The organism is Agarivorans sp. OAG1, assembly GCF_037076485.1.
In the GTDB taxonomy this organism is placed as follows: Bacteria; Pseudomonadota; Gammaproteobacteria; order Enterobacterales; family Celerinatantimonadaceae; genus Agarivorans; species Agarivorans albus.
The window spans coordinates 2,059,548-2,079,483 of record NZ_AP028990.1; the positions used below are offsets into that span (position 1 = coordinate 2,059,548).

17 protein-coding genes are annotated in these 19,936 nt (G+C 43.7%); 10 read left to right on the top strand and 7 right to left on the bottom strand.

The genetic code is table 11. From position 1 onward, the window contains the following. Nucleotides 1-107: 107 nt before the first annotated feature. The 5 genes from OAG1_RS09435 to OAG1_RS09455 all read left to right on the top strand — a co-directional run bounded on the left by OAG1_RS09435 (nt 108) and on the right by OAG1_RS09455 (nt 5,263). Nucleotides 108-1,022: a dienelactone hydrolase family protein gene (locus tag OAG1_RS09435; RefSeq protein WP_338626053.1), complete on the top strand. Its 915-nt coding sequence runs from the start codon at nt 108-110 to the stop codon at nt 1,020-1,022. 144 nt (nt 1,023-1,166) lie between these two features. After that, the gene (locus tag OAG1_RS09440; protein ID WP_338626055.1) at nt 1,167-2,207 is read left to right on the top strand and encodes a methylated-DNA--[protein]-cysteine S-methyltransferase; all 1,041 of its coding nucleotides are present in this window, start codon (nt 1,167-1,169) and stop codon (nt 2,205-2,207) included. A gap of 36 nt (nt 2,208-2,243) precedes the next feature. Then, a complete protein-coding gene (locus tag OAG1_RS09445; protein ID WP_338626421.1) occupies nt 2,244-2,459 on the top strand; it encodes a luciferase family protein in 216 nt (71 codons plus the stop codon). A gap of 228 nt (nt 2,460-2,687) precedes the next feature. Next, a complete protein-coding gene (locus tag OAG1_RS09450) occupies nt 2,688-4,553 on the top strand; it encodes a putative nucleotidyltransferase substrate binding domain-containing protein (protein ID WP_338626057.1) in 1,866 nt (621 codons plus the stop codon). Between the two features lie 8 nt (nt 4,554-4,561). Beyond that, nucleotides 4,562-5,263, top strand: a complete 702-nt coding sequence (locus tag OAG1_RS09455; protein ID WP_338626059.1) for an exonuclease domain-containing protein — start codon at nt 4,562-4,564, stop codon at nt 5,261-5,263. 218 nt (nt 5,264-5,481) lie between these two features. On the opposite strand, the gene OAG1_RS09460 is transcribed toward OAG1_RS09455, so the two are convergent. Both OAG1_RS09460 and OAG1_RS09465 read right to left on the bottom strand, forming a co-directional pair. Beyond that, nucleotides 5,482-6,030 (bottom strand): RICIN domain-containing protein, encoded by a 549-nt coding sequence (locus OAG1_RS09460; protein ID WP_338626061.1) that lies wholly within the window; start codon nt 6,028-6,030, stop codon nt 5,482-5,484. A 524-nt stretch (nt 6,031-6,554) separates the two neighbouring features. Then, on the bottom strand, nt 6,555-8,330 hold the full coding sequence (locus tag OAG1_RS09465; RefSeq protein ID WP_338626063.1) for a sodium:solute symporter family protein: 1,776 nt from the start codon (nt 8,328-8,330) through the stop codon (nt 6,555-6,557). A gap of 476 nt (nt 8,331-8,806) precedes the next feature. Here OAG1_RS09465 and OAG1_RS09470 point away from each other — a divergent pair, with 476 nt between their 5' ends. Together OAG1_RS09470 and OAG1_RS09475 are read left to right on the top strand one after the other, a co-directional pair. Further along, nucleotides 8,807-9,526, top strand: coding sequence for a FadR/GntR family transcriptional regulator (locus OAG1_RS09470; RefSeq protein ID WP_221077367.1), 720 nt, complete (start codon nt 8,807-8,809; stop codon nt 9,524-9,526). Nucleotides 9,527-9,979: 453 nt separating this feature from the next. Further along, nucleotides 9,980-10,750: an SDR family oxidoreductase gene (locus tag OAG1_RS09475; RefSeq protein WP_016401903.1), complete on the top strand. Its 771-nt coding sequence runs from the start codon at nt 9,980-9,982 to the stop codon at nt 10,748-10,750. Between the two features lie 149 nt (nt 10,751-10,899). Here OAG1_RS09475 and OAG1_RS09480 read toward each other — a convergent pair whose 3' ends face one another. Genes OAG1_RS09480 through imuA form a run of 4 tightly spaced genes read right to left on the bottom strand, consistent with a single transcriptional unit; the run spans nt 10,900 to nt 16,667 of the window. Then, nucleotides 10,900-11,535: a CDP-alcohol phosphatidyltransferase family protein gene (locus OAG1_RS09480; RefSeq protein WP_338626080.1), complete on the bottom strand. Its 636-nt coding sequence runs from the start codon at nt 11,533-11,535 to the stop codon at nt 10,900-10,902. Between the two features lie 36 nt (nt 11,536-11,571). Beyond that, the gene (locus tag OAG1_RS09485; RefSeq protein WP_338626082.1) at nt 11,572-14,631 is read right to left on the bottom strand and encodes an error-prone DNA polymerase; all 3,060 of its coding nucleotides are present in this window, start codon (nt 14,629-14,631) and stop codon (nt 11,572-11,574) included. Next, on the bottom strand, nt 14,631-16,013 hold the full coding sequence (locus OAG1_RS09490) for a DNA polymerase Y family protein (RefSeq protein ID WP_338626084.1): 1,383 nt from the start codon (nt 16,011-16,013) through the stop codon (nt 14,631-14,633). Before OAG1_RS09490 ends, OAG1_RS09485 begins: the two co-directional genes overlap by 1 nt. 27 nt (nt 16,014-16,040) lie before the next feature. After that, nucleotides 16,041-16,667, bottom strand: coding sequence for a translesion DNA synthesis-associated protein ImuA (gene imuA / locus OAG1_RS09495; protein WP_338626086.1), 627 nt, complete (start codon nt 16,665-16,667; stop codon nt 16,041-16,043). Between the two features lie 221 nt (nt 16,668-16,888). Between imuA and fbp the strand changes: the two genes are divergently transcribed. After that, the gene (gene fbp, locus OAG1_RS09500) at nt 16,889-17,899 is read left to right on the top strand and encodes a class 1 fructose-bisphosphatase (RefSeq protein WP_016401898.1); all 1,011 of its coding nucleotides are present in this window, start codon (nt 16,889-16,891) and stop codon (nt 17,897-17,899) included. Between the two features lie 2 nt (nt 17,900-17,901). On the opposite strand, the gene OAG1_RS09505 is transcribed toward fbp, so the two are convergent. After that, nucleotides 17,902-18,711 carry a DUF1853 family protein gene (locus tag OAG1_RS09505; RefSeq protein WP_338626088.1) on the bottom strand — a complete coding sequence of 270 codons (810 nt, stop codon included), beginning with the start codon at nt 18,709-18,711 and terminating at the stop codon, nt 17,902-17,904. Between the two features lie 136 nt (nt 18,712-18,847). On the opposite strand from OAG1_RS09505, the gene OAG1_RS09510 reads away from it, so the two are divergent. Further along, complete coding sequence (locus OAG1_RS09510; RefSeq protein WP_338626090.1) at nt 18,848-19,051, top strand: DUF2517 family protein; 204 nt, start codon at nt 18,848-18,850, stop codon at nt 19,049-19,051. 66 nt (nt 19,052-19,117) lie between these two features. Continuing rightward, a complete protein-coding gene (locus OAG1_RS09515; RefSeq protein WP_016401895.1) occupies nt 19,118-19,870 on the top strand; it encodes a Nif3-like dinuclear metal center hexameric protein in 753 nt (250 codons plus the stop codon). The last annotated feature ends 66 nt before the right edge of the window (nt 19,871-19,936 follow it).

Here is a 19,936-nt window from a genome sequence, read left to right on the forward strand (position 1 = left end):
TGCTTAGTTAGTTTAGTTATTCAAGGGTTGAAAAACTCAGTCAAGTGAGTTCAAGACAATTTATTTGGTCTAAAGTCATTCATTAAGGTAAAGGTAAGGAGCTAGATATGGATTCATCGAAAACGGAAGCGCTACCAACTCAACAAACCTATTCTATTCCTCAAGAAGCATTTGATTGGTATGACGAATATGCACACGGACTTATTGACCGCCGAACGTTTTTAGCTCGTTTGTCTAAGTTGGCGGCAGTTGGGTTTTCAATGGCGGTGTTATCGTCGGCTTTACTTCCTAATTACGCGCTGGCTGAACAAGTGTCGTTTAACGATCCTGATATTAAAGCAAGCTTCGCAACTTTTGCTTCCCCCCAGGGTTACGGAGAGGGTAGAGGGTATCTTGTTATGCCCGCAAATTTAGAGGGCAAAGCACCCGTAGTATTGGTTATTCACGAAAACCGAGGGCTTAATCCTTATGTGAAAGACGTGGCAAGACGTTTAGCTAAACAAGGTTTTATAGCCTTTGCCCCGGACGCCTTATACAGCTTAGGCGGATACCCAGGGAATGATGATGAAGGGCGCAGCATGCAGAAGTCATTAGACCGCAGTAAAATTGAACAGGACTTTTTAGCTGCTGCTCAGTTTCTAAAAAAACATGATGCAAGCAACGGTAAACTTGGCGCGGTGGGCTTTTGCTTTGGAGGTTATGTAGTAAATATGCTCGCAGCACGAATGGGTAGCGAGCTTGACGCTGGAGTGCCATTTTATGGGACGCCGGCGGCCAAGGAGCTTAGAGCCAACATCAAAGCACCATTACAAATTCAATTAGCAGAACTTGATAAGCGGGTTAACGCAACGTGGCCAGAGTATGAGCAAGACCTATTGGCCAATAAGGTTGATTTTGAAATGCACATGTACTCAAAAGCTAACCATGGTTTCCATAATGACTCTACTGGCCGCTATGATGAAGAGAATGCAGAACTGGCGTGGAACAGAACGATTGCATTTTTTGAGCAGCATCTAGCCTAGTTATCTTGACAGTGTTTAGGGTTAGTTTTCACCACGCGAAGCTAGCCCTACTCGTTAGCTAAAAATACTTGTTCAGTTTTCGGTAGCGCTGCTCAGCAAACTTGCTAATGTAGTTCCAAGTCTGTTCTATGTAGTGAAAAGTTTATGAAAGCACTAAGTTTTCAGCAAAAGTATCAAGCTATGAGTCGCAAAGATGCTCAGTATGAAGGCGTCTTTTACACCGCGGTTAAAACCACCGGCATTTTTTGTCGCCCTAGCTGCAGGGCCCGTAAACCTAAAATTGAAAATGTGGTTTTCTACGACACTGTGCAAGAAGCATTACAGCACGGTTATCGCGCATGCAAGGTGTGTAAACCGATGCAGCCGCTGGATGCTGCACCTTTAGGTATTAAGCAGTTATTGGACAACCTTCAACAAGACAATTTCACGCGAATTCAAGATGGTGACTTGCGTGAGCGAGGCTTAGATCCCGCGCAAGTTCGCCGTTGGTTTAAGAAACATCATGGCATTACCTTTCACGCTTACCAGCGGATGTTGCGGATTAACTCAGCTTTTAGCCAAATTCAACAAGGGGATAGTGTAAGCAATAGCGCCTTTGATAGCGGTTATGAATCTTTGAGTGGCTTTAACGACAGCTATAAAAAAGTATTTGGCGGAGCGCCTAGTGAACAAAACAAAGCAGTTATCAACATTGTTCGTTTCACCACGCCCATTGGGCCAATGTATGCCTGCGCCACTGATAAAGGGCTTTGTTTATTGGAGTTTACCGATAGACGCATGCTAGAAACTGAGTTTGCCGATCTTACCAAGCGATTAAAAGCGGTGATTTTGCCAGGAGATAATCCGCACTTAGACCAAGTTCAACAGGAAATTGCAGAGTACTTTGCGGGAAGCCGCAAACAGTTTGACGTGGCGCTAGACACCCCAAGCACCGAGTTTAGACAAAAAGTTTGGCGAGGCTTAATGGACATTCCTTACGCCGAAACGCGCAGTTACGGCCAACAAGCCGAATATCTTCAAATTCCTAATGCCGTGCGAGCTGTGGCATCGGCGAATGGGCAGAATCGCATTAGTATCATTATTCCCTGTCATCGGGTAGTTGGCGCTAATGGTCAATTAACCGGTTATGGTGGGGGGATTCACCGCAAAGATTGGCTGTTAAAACATGAGCAGGCAAATCGCTAAATCTTGTTGTTTTACTGGTAGAAGGAGGGGCGCTTTATCACGCAGCAATCAAGCTTAAAACAACAGTTACACCATTGGTTAGAAGCTCAACAAGGTGTGAATAGCGTGTTTTGGCCAAATGACAAAGGCGGCTTTTATGGTTTTCGCTATAAAGAATGTGAGTTTGCTCATTTTCATCAATCTGATGAACTTGATCTAAAGCTAGGCAAAAACACCATTGCTAAGTTGGGTTTGGTAAGGCCGGTTCGCTAGCTTGTCCATCCTAAACGCAGTGCAGGGTCTGCATGGATAGAGCTAGCATTTAGTGATTCGCAAGATCTAGAAAAGATAAAGGACTTGGTGAAGCTGGCAATATCTTAGCTATAGTTGCTCTAGGCCGTGAGTTATAAGCGGTTAATATCTCGACATATTGAAGTTAGCTCATAGTATTTCCGCAAAATAGCAATATAATACTACTATTGCTGATTATAGGTTATTACCATGCCGCAAACCCTACTGCCAAATATTATTGAGTTCCTCTCGCAAATTTATCCCTTTAACTTGTTGCCACCTAAATTGCAGCGTCAAATAGGGGAGTCGGTGCAAATTACCTATTTGGCGCGTGGCGAAAAAATCAACTTTGGCAGCGAGAAACAAGAGTGTTTTCTGTACATTATTCGCACTGGCGCAATGGAGCAGCGTAAACCCAATGGAGTTTTACGCTCAAAGTTAGGTGAGGAAGATTTATTTGGTTTTACTTTTTTAGCGCCACTTAAAGATGCATTAGACGGTTACAGTGCTACGGCGATAGAAAACACCTTGTTATACATGGTGCCACACAGCCAACTCACTCAGTTACTAGAAGAGCATCCAGAATATGCGGATAGCTTTGCTTCAAAAGCCCGAGTGCGCTTGCAGTCGGCGCTTAATGTGGTGTGGTCAGACAATGAAAAAGGTTTGTTTTTCAAAAAAGTCTCTGAAGTTGCTAGCGGTACCGTGGCAGTTGTTACTGGTGACATGTCTATTCAAGCGGTGGCTAAAGAAATGCGCGAGCAATGCCGTTCATCAACTGCTGTAATCAAACAAAATGGGGTGATTAGTGGCTTAATTACCGACCGAGATATGACCAAGCGAGTAATTGCAGAGGGCTACGACATAAGCTGCCCTATCAGCGAGGTAATGACAACACCTGCCATTACCACCAAACCTAACGACCTTATTCTTACTGCTGCTTCGTTAATGATGGAGCACAATATTCGCAGTTTACCGGTAGTTGAAAACAATCAGGTGCTTGGTTTGCTTACTACCTCGCACCTAGTGCAAAAGCATCGGGTACAAGCCATTTTCCTTATTGAAAAGATCAAATATACCGAAAGCATAGAAGGTCTAGCTAAGCTCACTCCCGAGCGACAAGCTATTTTTGAAGCCTTAGTGGAAGGCAAAGTAAGGGTGGAAGTAATCGGCCGCGTAATGGCGATGATTATGGATGCTTACAATCGCCGGCTTATTCAAATGGCTGAGCAAAAGCTTGGCAAGCCGCCCTGTACGTATACCTGGGTGGTTGCTGGCTCGCATGCCCGTAACGAAGTGCACATGCTCTCTGATCAAGACAGCGCAATTATTTTGCCAGAAGGCGTGAGTAAATCAGACAAAATCTACTTTACCCACTTAGCCATGTACGTGTGCAATGCGATGGATAGCTGTGGTTACCCATTGTGTAGCGGCAAATTTATGGCAGCTACGCCTAAGTGGTGTCAGCCCATTAATGTGTGGAAAGAGTATTACCGTAAGTGGGTTTCTAACCCAGAATACAGTATGTTGCTTAACGCCACGGTATTTATGGAAGTGCGTTGTATTCATGGTGATGGCAGTTTGTCTGAGCAATTGCAGCAGTATTTGTACAGTTTGTTAAATGACAATAAAACCTTTTTAAACTCCTTAGTGACAGACTCCGTTTCGGTTAACCCACCGTTGGGGATCTTCAATAATTTGGTGCTAGAAAAAGGCGGCGAACACAGCGAAATGCTCGATATTAAAAAGTACGCTTTGTTACTGATTGTCGATTTAGGCCGAATTTATGGTTTGGCGGTAAACTGTGATGATACTGGCACCGAGCAACGCTTTAACCAAGCGGCCAAGCAGCATATTTTAAGTGATGATGCCCTTAAAGATGTGTTAGGTGCTTACCGCTTTATTACCCAGTTACGCTTTCGCCATCAACTAAAAGCCTTAAAAGAAGGGCAACAGCCCGACAACTACATCGCACCTAAAAGTTTTGGTAACTTTGAGCGTGAACACTTAAAAGATGCCTTTAGAATTATTGGTAATCTGCAAGATGCAGCCAAGCTGCGTTTTAGTGAGAAGTAATTTTAGCTATGTTTAAGCGTTTTAAACCCATAGCAAAACTGACTAAACAGCGCAGTAAGGCTTTAGCTTCTACACAGTTACCAAAGCAGCTCGTTGAGCTTTTAAAGTCTGAACTACCTAAAGAAAATGAGCTAATAAAAGACCTAGAGTTTTTAGCCTTTGATATAGAAACCACCGGTTTAGACCCCAGCACAGATCAAATCTTAAGCATTGGTTTTGTGCCAATGAAAAACTTGCGGATCAATATGCAGGATGCAGAGCATTATTTCGTAAATAGCGGCACCCAGGTAAAAGCCGAAACCGCTGTAATTAATCAAATAGTGCCAGAGATGTTAGAGCAGGGCATTAGCCTAGATGCTGCAATGGATAAGCTATTCAAAGCTATGCACAACAAAGTTTTATTGGTTCACGGTCGCTGCGTGGAGCAACAGTTTATAGAAGCGTATTTGCAGCAGCGTTATCAAGATAGCCACTTCCCAGTGTTATGGATTGATACCTTAAGCATCGAAAAGTCTTTACTAGCGAATGTAAATCGTCAAAAAACCGGAGACTATCGTTTAGCCGCAGTACGTAAACGCTATGGGCTGCCAGAATACCCAGGGCACAATGCACTGGCAGATGCAGTAGCCACCGCTGAATTATTACTTGCTCAAAGCAAACGTGTTTATGCGCAAACCCCACAAGTGATAAGTGCTTTAGTTAAGAACTAAGTTAGTTGCCGGAATACAGTTTGAGCGTTAATGGCTGCCCCATTGGTCATCTCATCGGCATTACAAAGCTAAAGCTTGATAATTCTTGTGGCAACTCCGCGTTAAGTGGTGAGCAAGGCCACCACTCAGGCTAAGCTTTTGACTTTAAAAAGCTCAGGCTAAACTAAGATCGCTAGGTGATGGGAATTACTGTTGAATATGTTGTTGTTTTAAATCGATTATAAAGGCTCAATTGTCCAAACCTGATATTCATTTTTGCTTTCATCACATAGCTCGAGAGAGAGTGGTCGCATAATATGCACAGGAGAACCTCCACGCCCTTCTTTAATGTTATCTCCATCAACTGTTACACATAAGCGAGAATCTGTGTTGAGAACGATCTGACCATCATCATTCAGTGAGAATTTTTGGTTTTCAGAAGAGTTACATTCCTTCAATTCAATCGATGCATTCAGCTCAAGTGAGGAAGCCGACATACAAACATCATAGTAAGGAATTCGAAACACGCCTTTCGAAATGAGTGATACATCAAAGCCTTGGTCTTCTGAAATCTCGCCCGTGTAGTTATAACAAGTATGTGCTTGTAACCCTTTGTCTAAGGGCGCATTTGCCCCTTTACCACCAGCAATGTCCAAGCAATAGCCGCGAGCCTCTTCTAAGTTTGACACCAACATAATTTCAGCGACATTCTCATCAGCAGAAGATTGAGCTAAAAATGGAGTAACTGTTAGTAAAGCCGCACTTATGGTTAACAAGCTTGCTTTCATAGCTTTCCTCTACAAATGATTGAAATCAAAATTTATTATAGTAAACGTTTTGAAAATGATACTGATTCTTTGGTCGCTGGTGGCGCGACGAAATGCGAATAACGCTGTAGCATGATACTGGAAGTGAAACCGGTAAGTGTTTAGAAGTACTGTTAACGCTTGTATGTAAATTTGTTGACTCAGTGGATGGGATCGTTGTGGAAATGAACTCTTCAAATAACTCTAGATACCTGACTATTGCCAGCAGAAAATGGCTTGTAGAGCTGCTTTAAATCACGCCATTACTAAGTTTTGTATCCCTTTCTGTTGGTGTGCAGTTGGCAATTTAGCTTCGAGTAAAGGTAATTGTTACAAATAAAAAGCTAAGCACTTTTTGCTTAGCTTTTTTGTTTATCTACCTAAAAGAGGAGGGCTTAAAGCCGGTTGTTTTTGTTGGAGGCTAAAAGCAAAAAGGCAGTGTTTAGGCCAACACCCTAAACACTGCAAAAGAAGGAATGGTCAGTTCCTTGTTGCTACAGGTCTTACTAAGACTCGGTTTCTACAGCTTGGCTAAGAGGTGGCTTCTTATTGCTGGTGTTTGCTTTAATAAGCAGTACACCCACCGCAAGAATAATGGCACCACAAAGGATGAACACTAAACGGTCACCAAGGCTGTTTGGAAGAACAACTAACAACATTACAAAGGCACCCGCTGCTGCGATTAATTTGCCTAACATGCTACGTTGTTTGTTATCTAACACTTCTTGTTCGGCAGATTCGTTAACTAATGGCGTGTGCAAGTTGTTGAAGAATTTATCTACGTCTTTTGAACGCTCTTCACTCAAACCTTTGTAGAACAGTTGAGACATTACAAAGAAGCCGCCAGTTAAAGTAATGTGACCGATTAGGGCAATTGCTACTTTAAGATCTTTCCATTCGCGGTTAGTAAGCTCTTGTTCTAAGCCAAACAAGTCTTGAATATGTTGAGGTCCGATTACAAAACCTACGATGTAAGACACACCAGCACCAACAAGTAGGGTGCCCCAGCCAGCCCAATCAGGCGTTTTCTTGATAAAGAAGCCTAGGAAAGCAGGAATCGTCATTGGGAAACCTAGCATTGCACCAGCAAACATCATCGCATCAAATAAACTCAAACCTTTTAATGAGTTAATGAATAGGGCGAAGAGAATAATAAGAATACCAAATACCGTAGAGGTGATTTTAGATACTGCTACTAGTTCTTTTTCTGAAGCATGTGGGCGCAGTACTGGTTCGTAGAAGTTTTTAACAAAGATACCAGAGTTACGGTTTAGGCCAGAGTCCATAGAGCTCATGGTGGCAGCAAACATTGCGGCAATAAGCAGACCCACCATACCGGCTGGCATGTATAGTTCAACAAAGGCTAGGTAAGCGGCATCAGCGGCTTTACTGCCCATTTCTGGGTGCATAGCGGCTAAGTCAACGCCTTGACCTGCTAAGAACCATGGTGGAATAAACCAAATAACAGGACCTAAGGTCATTAAACAACAAGCTAGCAATGCAGCTTTTTTGGCGTTCTTTGAATCTTTAGCCGCAAGGTAGCGGTAAGAGTTAAGCATGTTATTGGTAATGCTAAACTGCTTAACAAAGATGAAGAATGCCCAAATAGTTAAGATGCTTACGTAGTTAAGGTTGTCACCGATAACAAAGTCACGAGGGAATTCATCTAGAATATTACCAACGCCACCAGAGTGAATAATAGCAACAATACAACAGGTTACGGTTACTGCCATAATCACAACCATTTGCATAAAGTCGGATGCGATTACAGCCCAAGAACCACCAGTAACAGACATAATTAGAACGACAAGACCGGTTAATATAATGGTCCAGGTCATATCAAAACCAAAAATACCAGAAGCAATAATGGCTAAGCCGTTTAGCCAGATACCCGCAGATACCACGCTGTTAGGCATACCCGACCAAGTAAATACTTGCTCGTTATACTTACCAAAACGCATGCGAATTGCTTGAATAACCGTTACTACGCGTAGTTGGCGGAACTTAGGCGCGAAGTAGGCGTAGTTCATGAAGTAACCAAAGGCGTTGGCTACGAAGATAATGGCAACGGCAAGACCGTCGTTATAGGCTTTACCTGCTGCGCCGGTAAAAGTCCAAGCGCTAAATTGGGTCATAAAGGCGGTTGCACCTACCATCCACCAGAGCATTTTACCGCCCCCACGAAAGTAGTCGCTGGTATTATTGGTAAATGTTCTGAACATCCAGCCAATGGCGATCAAAAAGCAAAAGTAAATGAGTACAATCAGGACGTTTAAATCCATTTCTGTTATTCCTCTTCCATAGTAGATGCACTTACCTTAACAAGCACTATGGCATTATTGTATGACATATAGGTCTAACTGCGATTTCGATCTCACTTTTATATGTAATCCAGTTGAAAACGTTATCTGGATCCCATCAAATTACTCTCAAATGATAGTTCGAATATTAGGGGAGGGGATTTCGAATAAACGAAATGTAACAAAATACCAATTTGGTGGCTGCAATCAACCTCACAATTTGTAATACATTTATTGTTCGATAAATAGTCAAGTGTCGGTAATTAGCGACAGTTTTTGGCTGTTTTTAGCCTAGGGTGTATTGAAAAAAGTACAGTAATATCAAAACACTATCGTTATTCGGGTAGTGTAAATTTTTAAATCTGTTAACGTAGGCATACATTAGTCGGGCAGCATCGAAATTGCTGCACTAAATTAATATGAATGGATGAATTCATAGGATAGTAAAAAGGACACCTATGGCTAACGAATTTGCAATGATTGAAGGCGCTTCGCGCAGTTTACACTTACAAGTAGCAAGGGAGATTGCCAAAAGTATTTTGTCTGGCGCGCTTCCTCAAGACAGTATTATTCCATCGGAGATGGAATTGTGTGAACAATTCGGCGTAAGCAGAACTGCTTTGCGTGAAGCAATTAAGCACTTAAGCTCTAAAGGCTTGCTGGAATCTCGCCCCAAAATTGGTACACGAGTTAAAAGTCGTGAACATTGGAATATGTTAGATTCTCAACTGTTGAGTTGGATGTCTGGTGTGGGCGAAACAAGCGATACACTCACCGAGTTTTTAGCCTTGCGTCGTGCTATAGAGCCAGAAGCTGCTGCGTTAGCTGCTATTAATGCCAGTGCTGAACAGCGGATGAAATTGTCTGAGTATTATCAGCGTATGGTTGAAATCGCCAAGAGTGAAGACCAAAGTGAATGGGTAGAAACAGATCTGCAGTTTCACCGCACAGTATACTTAGCCACTGGCAATAGCTTTTATATTCCTTTTGCTAATGTATTGCAGGTAATGTTCATTGGGTTTTTCCAGCATTCTTCTAAAGAAGGCGGAACTTGTATGTCAGAGCATACTGCTATTTACCAAGCAATTATGGCTGGCGACCCGGAAAAGGCCCGCGAAGCAAACTTGGCATTGCTCAATAACAGCAACCACCGATTGCCAGAAGAAAATGTAGCTTAAGGTCAAATAATCTAAAAAAAGCCTCGCAGTGCGAGGCTTTTTTGTGCCTATCTATAAATTTCATGTATTACAAAAGAAAAGGTTTTTTAGGTGGAGTTAGAGTTGAATGCCTAATCAGCCATTTATTTTTCGCTTAATCCATCCTAGCTATTTCGCTATTTTTTGACGCTTATGTTTCACAGTTTTTGCTGGCCATTTATCTACAATTTTCCGTTTAAATTTGAGGTTTTATATAAACTACTGAATAAGTTGGTTATTTGTTCGATTGGGTAAGTTTGATCCACTTTGCGACGTGGGGTTTTGTAGTACTTTTACCGGTGTTTGCATTCAAGCCTTTTTGCTTAGGTAACTTACCTAAGGTTCCAGTGTGTAACTCTGTTAGAGCGGTCAACTTCGGTAACTTGTCGTTATTCAAGGCGGCATAGAGCTGCACAAACGATAAGAGGTGAAAAGATGAATCAACTATTTAATTTAGACGGTAAAGTAGCGGTAATTACCGGTGGCACTTCTGGTATTGGTGCAGCAGCAGCCGAGCGTATGGCAAAAGCGGGTGCAACTGTAGTGATTGCCGGGCGAAAAAATGCTATCGAATTTGCGGAACGTATTGGCGGCATTTTTGTAAAAACCGATGTGTCAGATGAGAACTCCGTTCGCAACTTAATGGCTGTCGCCAATGATTTATGCGGGAAAATCGACATCGTTGTTAATTGCGCTGGGGTTAATCGCGGCTACAACACATTGCTTGAGTCTGAAAAAGAAGACTTTGATTTCAATTTTAATGTGAACACCATGGGTGTGGTATATGGCATTAAACACGCCACACAGTACATGAGCCAAGGCGGCAGCATTGTAAATGTTGCGTCTGCTGCGGGTGTGCAAGGTGTGCCTTACTTAGCCCCTTATGTAAGTTCTAAGTGGGCGGTATTGGGGATAACTAAAACCGCAGCCTTGGAATTAGGTGAGCAAAATATTCGGGTGAATGCCATTTGCCCAACTTCGGTGGATACACCAATGGCGCGAGCTGAAGGTGGTGAACCTCAACTACGCATGGAGCATAAAGCAGTGCCGTTGGGTCGTATCGCCGAGCCGGAAGAGGTTGCTGCCATTATTCACTTTTTGGCCGCTCCCGACTGTGCCTTTGTTAACGGACAAACGATAGGGGTAGATGGTGGCTTTACCGCGGGTATGAGTATTAATGCCTATAACAGCCTAGCTGCAGAGTAGTGCTGCGCTAAGGCTTAGCGCAGTGATTCGCGCTGTTAAGTTACATAAACCGCTAAGTGTTTGGTGAACAATAATTTCTGCCTGTTATTGTTTTGACGCTTAGTTTGGCAAGTTGCCACCGGTAATACAGAGTATTACCGGTTTTTTGTTTACGCTGCGGTATCACTCGTGTCGCCATTGTCGGTAAATGTGGCTTTAGCTGCCAGTATTCGAGTTACCGTTGTAATGGTGCATAAAGCGGCAAATATAAATGCCAACTTAGCGAAGTGCTGTGGGAACAAACAAAATAGTACAAAGGTGGCGATAGTTTCTGTTCCTTCCGTTAAACCACCTAAATAATACAAGGATTTATGCGGATACACTGTGTTATCAATGTTGCGCTTAGCGGCCATAATCGCAAAGGTTAAGAAGCTTGAACCGGTGCCCATAAAGGTCCAAATAAGTACATTGGCCGCAACGGCATTTTGCTCGGGAGCTGCTAGCGCAAAACCTAACACAATGCCGGAGTAAAAAATAAAGTCGCAAACAATGTCGAGGTAGCCGCCAAAATCACTGCAACCTTGTCGGCGCGCTAATGCGCCATCTAAGCCATCAAAAGTCCGGTTGAGTAAAATAAGCGCCAAGGCAACATGGTATTGCTGAAAAGCGAGAAAAGGGATGGCGCTTAAACCAATAAAAAAACCAATAAGGGTAATTTGATTGGCGCTTAAACCGGCATTATCGAGTTGTTTAGCGCTGTAATCTAATGGTGCTTTTATAATTTTTATGGCGTAACGGTCTAACATTGTTGTCCTATTTGCTGTTGTTTATCTATCGCATGCTTAGCGAAAGTCTCGCGAGCGTACCGATAAATCGGCGAGTAACCACGAACAGTCTTCAAGCTTCCCTGCAATAATATGTATCACTTCATCGCAGCGTTCTAATCGTCCGTGTACTTTTAGAAGACGAGAAGAAATAAGAGCTTGGCGCTGCGCTTTAGCCGTTGCTGACCAGACTATCACATTGCTGTTGCCCGTTTCATCTTCTAAGGTGACGAAGGTGACATCGGCTGAAGATCCTGGCCGTTGCCGACCCACCACTAAACCTGCCACCTTAACTAACTGACCGTGTTTACAGTGATGCAATTGCGCTTGTGAGTAACAATTTTTTAATGCTTGGTGTTCACGTAATAAATGCAGTGGATGTCGCCGTAAACTAACCCGCGTTGCGCGGTAGTCTTGGCGAATATCTTCTATTTCACTAGGTGCAGTTAAGTTTACCGGTGCTTCTTTGGGCATAGCAAATAGTGGTAAGGGGGCCTCGGTACCGCTCATTTGCCAGCGGGTTTGGTGGCGATGCCCAGCTAAACAGGCAAAAGCGTCGGCAGTGGCTAAAGACTCTAAGCTGGTTTTGTCGAGTTGCTGGGTTAATTCACCGAGTTGGCTAAAACCTTGGCTCGGTCGATTTGCTAATAAGCGAGCAAACTTTTGTTTGTTTAGTCCTTTTACTTGTTTTAATCCTAATCTAATTGCGCCCTTAGGATCTTGACTGTAGTCGAGGCTATGTTCCCAATCGCTTTGGTTAATGTCGATGGGCAGAATACTCACTCCGTGGCGTTGTATATCTTGAATTAATTGGCTAGGGCTATAAAAGCCCATGGGTTGGCTATTAAGCAGTGCGCAGCAAAATGCCGCTGGCTCATGGCATTTTAGCCAAGACGAAATGTAAACCAGTAAGGCGAAACTGGCTGAGTGAGACTCGGGAAAGCCGTATTCACCAAAACCTTGAATTTGCGAAAATAAACGCTCAGCAAATGCGACAGGGTAGCCGCGCTGTTGCATGCCGTTGATGAGTTTATCGCGAAAGTAGGCTAGTTTGCCGTTGCGCTTCCAAGTGGCCATAGCGCGACGCAGTTGGTCTGCTTCGCCGCCACTAAATCCTGCTGCTACCATGGCTAACTTAATTACTTGTTCTTGAAAAATTGGCACGCCAAGGGTGCGCGCTAATACGGCTTCTACTTCTGGGCTAGGGTAATCTACCGGCTCTTCGCCATTACGTCGGCGCAAGTAAGGGTGCACCATGTCGCCTTGAATTGGGCCGGGGCGAACAATCGCTACTTCTATCACTAGATCATAATAGTTGCGAGGTTTTAGCCGTGGCAACATGCTCATTTGTGCGCGTGACTCAACCTGGAAAATGCCCACACTGTCGCCTTTGCATAACATGTCGTAAGTGGCGCTATCATCTTGTGGAATATCGCTAAGGCTAATGGTGCGTTGTTCCCGTTGGCTTAAGCTGGCAAGGCAGCGGCGAATGGCGCTTAACATTCCCAAAGCCAGTACATCTACTTTCATTAAATGTAGTGCTTCTAAATCATCTTTATCCCACTGGATGATAGTGCGATCGGCCATGGCGGCATTTTCTATGGGGACTAAGTCACACAGCTTGTCTTGGGCAATGACAAAACCGCCCACATGTTGTGACAAGTGACGAGGAAAGCCGCGTAGTTGTTCCACTAGTTCAGCAAAATTACGTGCATTAGCTTCTGGTAATAGGCCAGCCTGAACAATTTTTTGGCTGGTTGAGTTACTGCCATCACGCCAGTCAATATTGTGGTTAAGGCCATGTAGTATATGCGCAGGAATAGCTAAGGCTTTACCTATTTCGTTAATTGCACTGCGGGTGCGGTAGGTGACAATACTGGCAGCTAAAGCAGCGCGCTCACGGCCGTATTTTTGATAAATGTATTGAATGACTTCTTCGCGGCGCTGGTGTTCAAAATCGACATCGATATCTGGTGGCTCATTACGTTCTTTAGAAATAAAGCGCTCAAACAGTAAGCCCACTTGGCTGGGGTTAACTTCGGTAATATGCAAGCAATAACACACTACTGAGTTGGCGGCAGAGCCTCGCCCTTGGCAGAGAATGTTTTGCTGCCGTGCGTAGGCCACAATATCGTAAATAGTGAGAAAGTAGTGTTCGTAATTGAGCTCGCTAATTAAGCTCAACTCATGTTCGATTTGCGCTCGTAGTTCAGCAGAAAGCTGCTCACCAAAACGCTGTTGTATGCCTGTTTCAACAAGTTCTCGCAGGTATTGCTGGGCGCTGTAACCTGCGGGTACATTGTCTTTAGGATATTGGTAGCGGATCTCATTAAGACTAAAACAACATTGCGCAGCAAGTTGAGTGCTAAGGGCTAACTCGTCACTAGAGTAGCGCTGTTGCAAATGAGGCCACTGTAATAGGCGGCGTTCGGCATTACTGCTTAATAAAAAACCGGCTTGCTGCACTGTGCTGTGTTGGCGAATGGCATCAAGAATGTCGGCTAAGCGCTTTCTATTAGCCAAGTGCATGCGTGGGTTAATGGATGCAAGGCAGGGAATTGCGTGTTGCTTGGCTAATTGCCGATAGCTGTTTAGCACTTTAGTGGGTTGAGATAAGTCGTTATGTAACAGTAAATAGAGGCTTTGAGATAATTGTTGCTGCAGCAGCTTAAGGTGTGTTGCTTGTAGCGCAGGAGTGGCTTTAACCAAGAGTAAGCATTGGTTAAGTCGTTGATCAAATTGTTGTAGTGTGACTTGATAACTGCCTTTTTTACTGTGCTTTCTTGCTTGGGTAATAAAGCGACAAAGTTGCTGATAACCTTTAAGATTTTTAGCTAAAACCACCAATTGGCATTGTTCATCGGTGGTAAATTGGCTACCCACAATAAGCTTAATGGCTAATGGTTCAGCGGCTTGATGAGCTCGAACAACTCCACTTAATGAGCATTCATCAGTAATGGCAATGGCTTGATAGCCGTAGCGCTGGGCTTGTTCTACCATTTCTTCTGGGTGTGAAGCGCCGTATAAAAAACTAAAGTTACTCTGGGCATTAAGCTCGGCGAAAAGAGTGTTATTCATTAGGCAAACCAGCCATGTAGATACCACTGTTGTTTTTCTTGGCATACCCAAGCCAGGCCTTGATTGGGACTTTGCGCCATGTAGTAATCTCGGTTAATGCTTTGTTCATCCCACCACCCGCTAGCGATGCGTTCGGGCTCAGAGAGTAGGGTGTAATGTTCAATATTGATGGGTTTTAGCTGTGGCAGTAACCAGCAGGGGCGAGCAAACTGTTTAGGGTAATTAAGCGTCTCATGCTGAGACAAAGGCTGATATTGGCTGGCAAATTCGGGGCGAAAATCTGCTTGGCAGCTTAAGCGGCTAATCGCTTGCTCGCCCAAGCGCACACTTAATTGGTCAAACAGTAAGCTATCACCAATGGGTTGCTGTTGTTCAAACAAACCGGTGATTTGGTGACCAAGGGGATAAAGAGCTTGGGAATCTAAGCTAAATTCAATCACCGCAGCTGCTAGGCGAGTAGATTCCAACTTTAAACGAAATAGTGCTAGCCAATCTTGGCTGGTTTGTAATAAACGAGCACTTTTTAAGATGATCTGTTCGCTGGGTTTATCTCTAAAATTTAAATGCAGTACCAATATATTGCTGCAAAGCTGGTGTTGTCTTAACCACTGCTGAAAATGTTGGCAAGCCTGTTTTAGTGAAAACATTAGGCCTTGAATTGTGTGGGTTTCGGCTAACAAAGGAAAACGTTGTTGGTAATGGGCTTGTGCAGTGATGAAGCGCAGTGGAGTCGTTAATCGTCCATTAGCTTGATCGAGTAACGCTAGGCTATCTTCGCCTAAACGTTTACGCAGCTCTGGCCGAGGTAAACCATTAAGCTGTTTAATGGTATATAAGCCCATCGCTTGTAAAGCCGTGATTTGGTGAGAGGGTAAGTCGCTAAAGTTCAGTGGTAAATCGGCTAGCTGAGTAATTCCCGACCCTGCTTGCTTGATATCTTGCGAACGAGCTAACCAGCGGGCAGCTATCGCGCTATGGGCATGGGCAATACGAAAGCTAAGCTGTTGTTGCTGGTAGTGTTGTACCAACTTAGACACATGCTGTTCTGGTTTAGGGTAAATGGTATGCATACCGGCACCACTTATATATAAGCCATTGTCGGGATGAGTGGCGACTTGAGCGCAATAGTGCAAAGCCTGTTGAGCTAAACCCATAAAGTAAGCATCGCAAGATAAATCGCTTTGTTGGTATAAGCAAAGCTGAGGTGCTAGCTGATAAGCCGTATTGAGTGAGCAGCCTAAATACACCCCCAAATTATGTGCAACTTGGTTTAACTGAATAATTTGCTTGTTGTGATGTATTGCCAAGGCTTGTTGGCTGGGGTGCTCGCGTTGTAGTAGGTCCAACGCGAGCTGGGGAAAATCAAGGTAAATCCAATACATGTTGCACTTGCATAAAAGGCATCGGCATTAATTAAGTCGTGGAATGTGTTGCTCATAGAGCGGGGCGCCGCCACGACGTTTTAGCAGATGGTAGTTAATGTGTTCTGGTGACTTGCTAGGGTGCAAGGCCATTCTTACGCTGGCGCTAGAGCTTTGCTGTTGTTGCTGTAGCGGTCTAAATAAATAACTTAAGCAATCTCCTTGTTCTGCTGCTAACTGCAAGCGGCGGCTGGCTTTTAAATCTAAGCCGTCTAACCAGCCTAATACTGCGCTACAAGAGCCACTTTTTAATGCTTGCTCAATGGTCCACAGGGCATCGCTACACTGCTCAGGTCGAATAACAATGACTTTACTAATATCTACGCCGTGTTGTTGTAGTGCAGGGGCATTAGGCATAAATGGTGGTGCAACCCAAATAATCCAGCGTGATTGTTGACTAAGCTTAGTTAGAGCAGGAAGCAATAATTGTAACTCGCCAATGCCATGTTTTTCGTACAGCACCTCGGTGATGCCGCCCTGTGGCCAACCATGGTTAGGTAGTTGTTGGTCGAGTTGTGCAAAGCCACTTGAATGAACGTCAAGATGACTGTGTTGCCATTGGCTGCCTTGCCATACCTTGTTGCTTTGTAGCAGTTGTTCAATTTGTTGTGCCATTGTTCGCTCCATGCTCTAAGTCAATGTCGAAGTTTAACTGTGTTTTTATACAGTGTATGCATATACAGTATTCTTTGTTTGGAGATTTTGCAAATGTTTTTTTTGCTTTATATGTATGACAATTAAACTGATGTGCTAGTAATTTTTCGTAAATACTTGCAAAATAACATTGAAGGCTGAAAAGGTTTTCATAGGAAGCGTGCTAATAAATAGGGATTAAAATGATAACTCTTGGTGAATACATAATAGAAAAACAACACCAGTTTCCCGATGCCACAGGGGAGCTTACTCAGCTATTAGGGGCTATTCGTTTAGCCGCTAAAGTAGTTAACCGTGAGATCAACAAAGCAGGGTTAGTTGATATTATCGGCGCTACTGGCGTAGAAAATGTGCAAGGAGAAGTGCAACAAAAATTAGATTTATATGCGAACGAGAAATTTAAAGCTGCGCTTGAAGCGCGTGGTGAGGTATGTGGCGTAGCCTCCGAAGAAGAAGATGAGTTTGTTAGTTTTGACAGTGCTCGTTCTATCGACAGTAAATACGTTGTACTAATGGATCCTTTAGATGGTTCCTCAAATATTGACGTAAATGTGTCGGTTGGGACCATTTTCTCAATTTATAAGCGTATCAGCCCTTGTGGTGCGCCAGCAGTATTAGAGGACTTTTTACAACCGGGTCATCGCCAAGTTGCTGCAGGATATGTGGTATATGGTTCGTCGACGATGTTGGTGTATACCACAGGTCATGGGGTACATGGTTTTACTTGTGATCCATCGTTAGGCGTGTTTTACCTTTCTCATGAGAATATGACCATTCCTGATGACGGGGTAATTTACTCAATCAATGAAGGTAATTACCTTAAGTTCCCAACTGGGGTTAAGAAGTACTTAAAGTACTGCCAAGAAATTGAACCAGAAACCAATCGACCTTATACCTCGCGTTACATTGGATCTTTGGTGTCTGATTTTCACCGCAACTTGCTAAAAGGCGGAATTTACATCTACCCCTCAACGGCCTCTGCACCTAAAGGGAAGTTACGTTTATTGTATGAATGTAATCCGATGGCCTTTTTGATTGAGCAAGCAGGGGGCAAGGCCAGTGATGGCTTTACTCGTATTATGGATATTGAACCAGAAGAGCTGCATCAGCGGGTTCCCTTCTTCTGTGGCAGTAAACATATGGTTGAAACCGTTGAAGAGATGATGCGAGAGTATTCATCTGAAGAACAGTAAAACTAGCTCTTAATATTGTTTGCCCTGATGAGCCAATCATCAGGGCAAACAAAGATACGCTTTTCCTGCTGCTTAGCTTGCTCTGGTAAGTAGAGTTGTACAGGGCCTCGTGAAACATCTACTACATTACCAGCTTTGCTTAGTGAATAAGCGTTAGGGCTAAGCCATTGCTGCTTAGCTAATATATACCACCCCTGAGCTTGCATTGCCTGCCATTGAGTTAGGCTATACCAATGCAAATTTTGTGGAGTGGGGTGGCTATCATTGCCCAATTTAAACAAATACCCAGGCAACACAATGCGCTGTTTAAAAGAGTAGTTGGCATAGTTTTGGGCTAATGCTTGGATCTGTGGGTGTTTACCTAAAGGGATTTGCTTGAGCAGTAATTTACTGAGCTTATTGCTTAGTCTGTCTTGTTGATTGGGCCCCAAGTAATCAGAAGCGCAAGGTGAAGCATTGCGTGCTAGGTAAAACTTCACCGCTAGCTCCCAGTGCTCTATTTGTTGCTGCTGATGGTTTACCAGCAAAAAGTCGATAGCGCCTTGGGTTCGCCCATGTTGTTGCACAGCGACATTATCGGCGAGTAGCTGCCATTCTGGGTGTGCTTCAATTAAGCTCCGCCACAATTGCTCAAAATATAAACCTAAGCGAGAGTTAGCCTGTGGCTCAGCTATATGGGGTAAATGCTCCTTAAGCGTCCATTGCCACTGTTGTTGCCAGGTAGAGTCAACCATAAAAGGCAGGGCATGAGGCAGCAAAGCAGGCGCGTTTAAACACCAGTGCAGATCATTTCCCCATGCTTTTTTACTCACAAATGTTGCCCTTTTGTTATTAATTTACACTTATTTAAAGATTTTGCTTTTTATTTCGACTGTTTTACCGGTTTTTGTAGTTTTATTACCAAATGTCAGCTACTATTTAGTGGTCTAACCAGTTGAGGTGTTCGAAATGAGTAAGCAATTTTCTACCAGCATTATCATCGTTCGTCGTATCGCACTATTTTTAGTGGGTTTGGTTTCTTTCCCTTTTGTTGCCCTTGCCGGCCTAAGAGCGCCTTTCTATAGCGCATTGCACCGCCAGTGGATTAAGCGCAATAACCGTCCAAGTTGGATGCAGCAAGCTGACAAAATTAACCAGTTTGTTTTGTTCTAATCTATAAGGCTTGTTTAAAGCTGGGTCTGCTACTTACAATGTGCCAAACCATTGTGAGTTAATGTAATGAAAAATACCCGATTAGAAAACATATTAAACCAGCACTTAGAAAGCTTTAAGTTTAAAGACTACTGTCCCAATGGCTTACAAGTAGAAGGTCGTGCAGAGGTTAAGCGAGTTGTTACTGGTGTTACAGCTTGCCAAGCTTTAATTGACCAAGCCATTGAGCATAAAGCCGACGCTATCTTGGTTCATCACGGCTTCTTTTGGAAGAACGAAGCTGCAGTGGTTACCGGTATGAAGCGTCGTCGCTTGCAAGCCTTGTTAAACCACGATATTAACCTTTATGGCTACCACTTACCCTTAGATGTACATCCTGAGCTTGGTAATAACGCACAGCTCGCTAAGCGCCTTGGCATTACTTTGAAGCGCGGCCTGGAAGCGTGGGATCCGCGTAGCGTGGCCATGGTGGGTAAGTTAGAAGAGCCGCTTTCCGGTGAAGAGTTTGCCAAACGTATCGAGCAGGTGCTGCAGCGTAAACCTTTGCACATTGCTAATGGCCATAGCATTCAAAAAGTAGGTATTTGCACTGGTGGTGGTCAATCCTACCTTGGTTTGGCAGCTGAGCAGGGCTTAGATGCATTTATTAGTGGCGAAATTTCTGAAAACACCGTACATACTGCGCGTGAGATGGGCATTGATTACTTTGCCGCTGGCCACCACGCTACCGAACGTTATGGCGCGCAGGCACTAGGGGAGTGGTTGGCAGAAACCCACGACCTAGATGTTACCTTTATTGATGTAGATAATCCGGTATAAGCCTAAAAAGATATTGCGAATGATAATAGTTCGCAATATAATTGCTTTATTGTGATTGATGAGGTG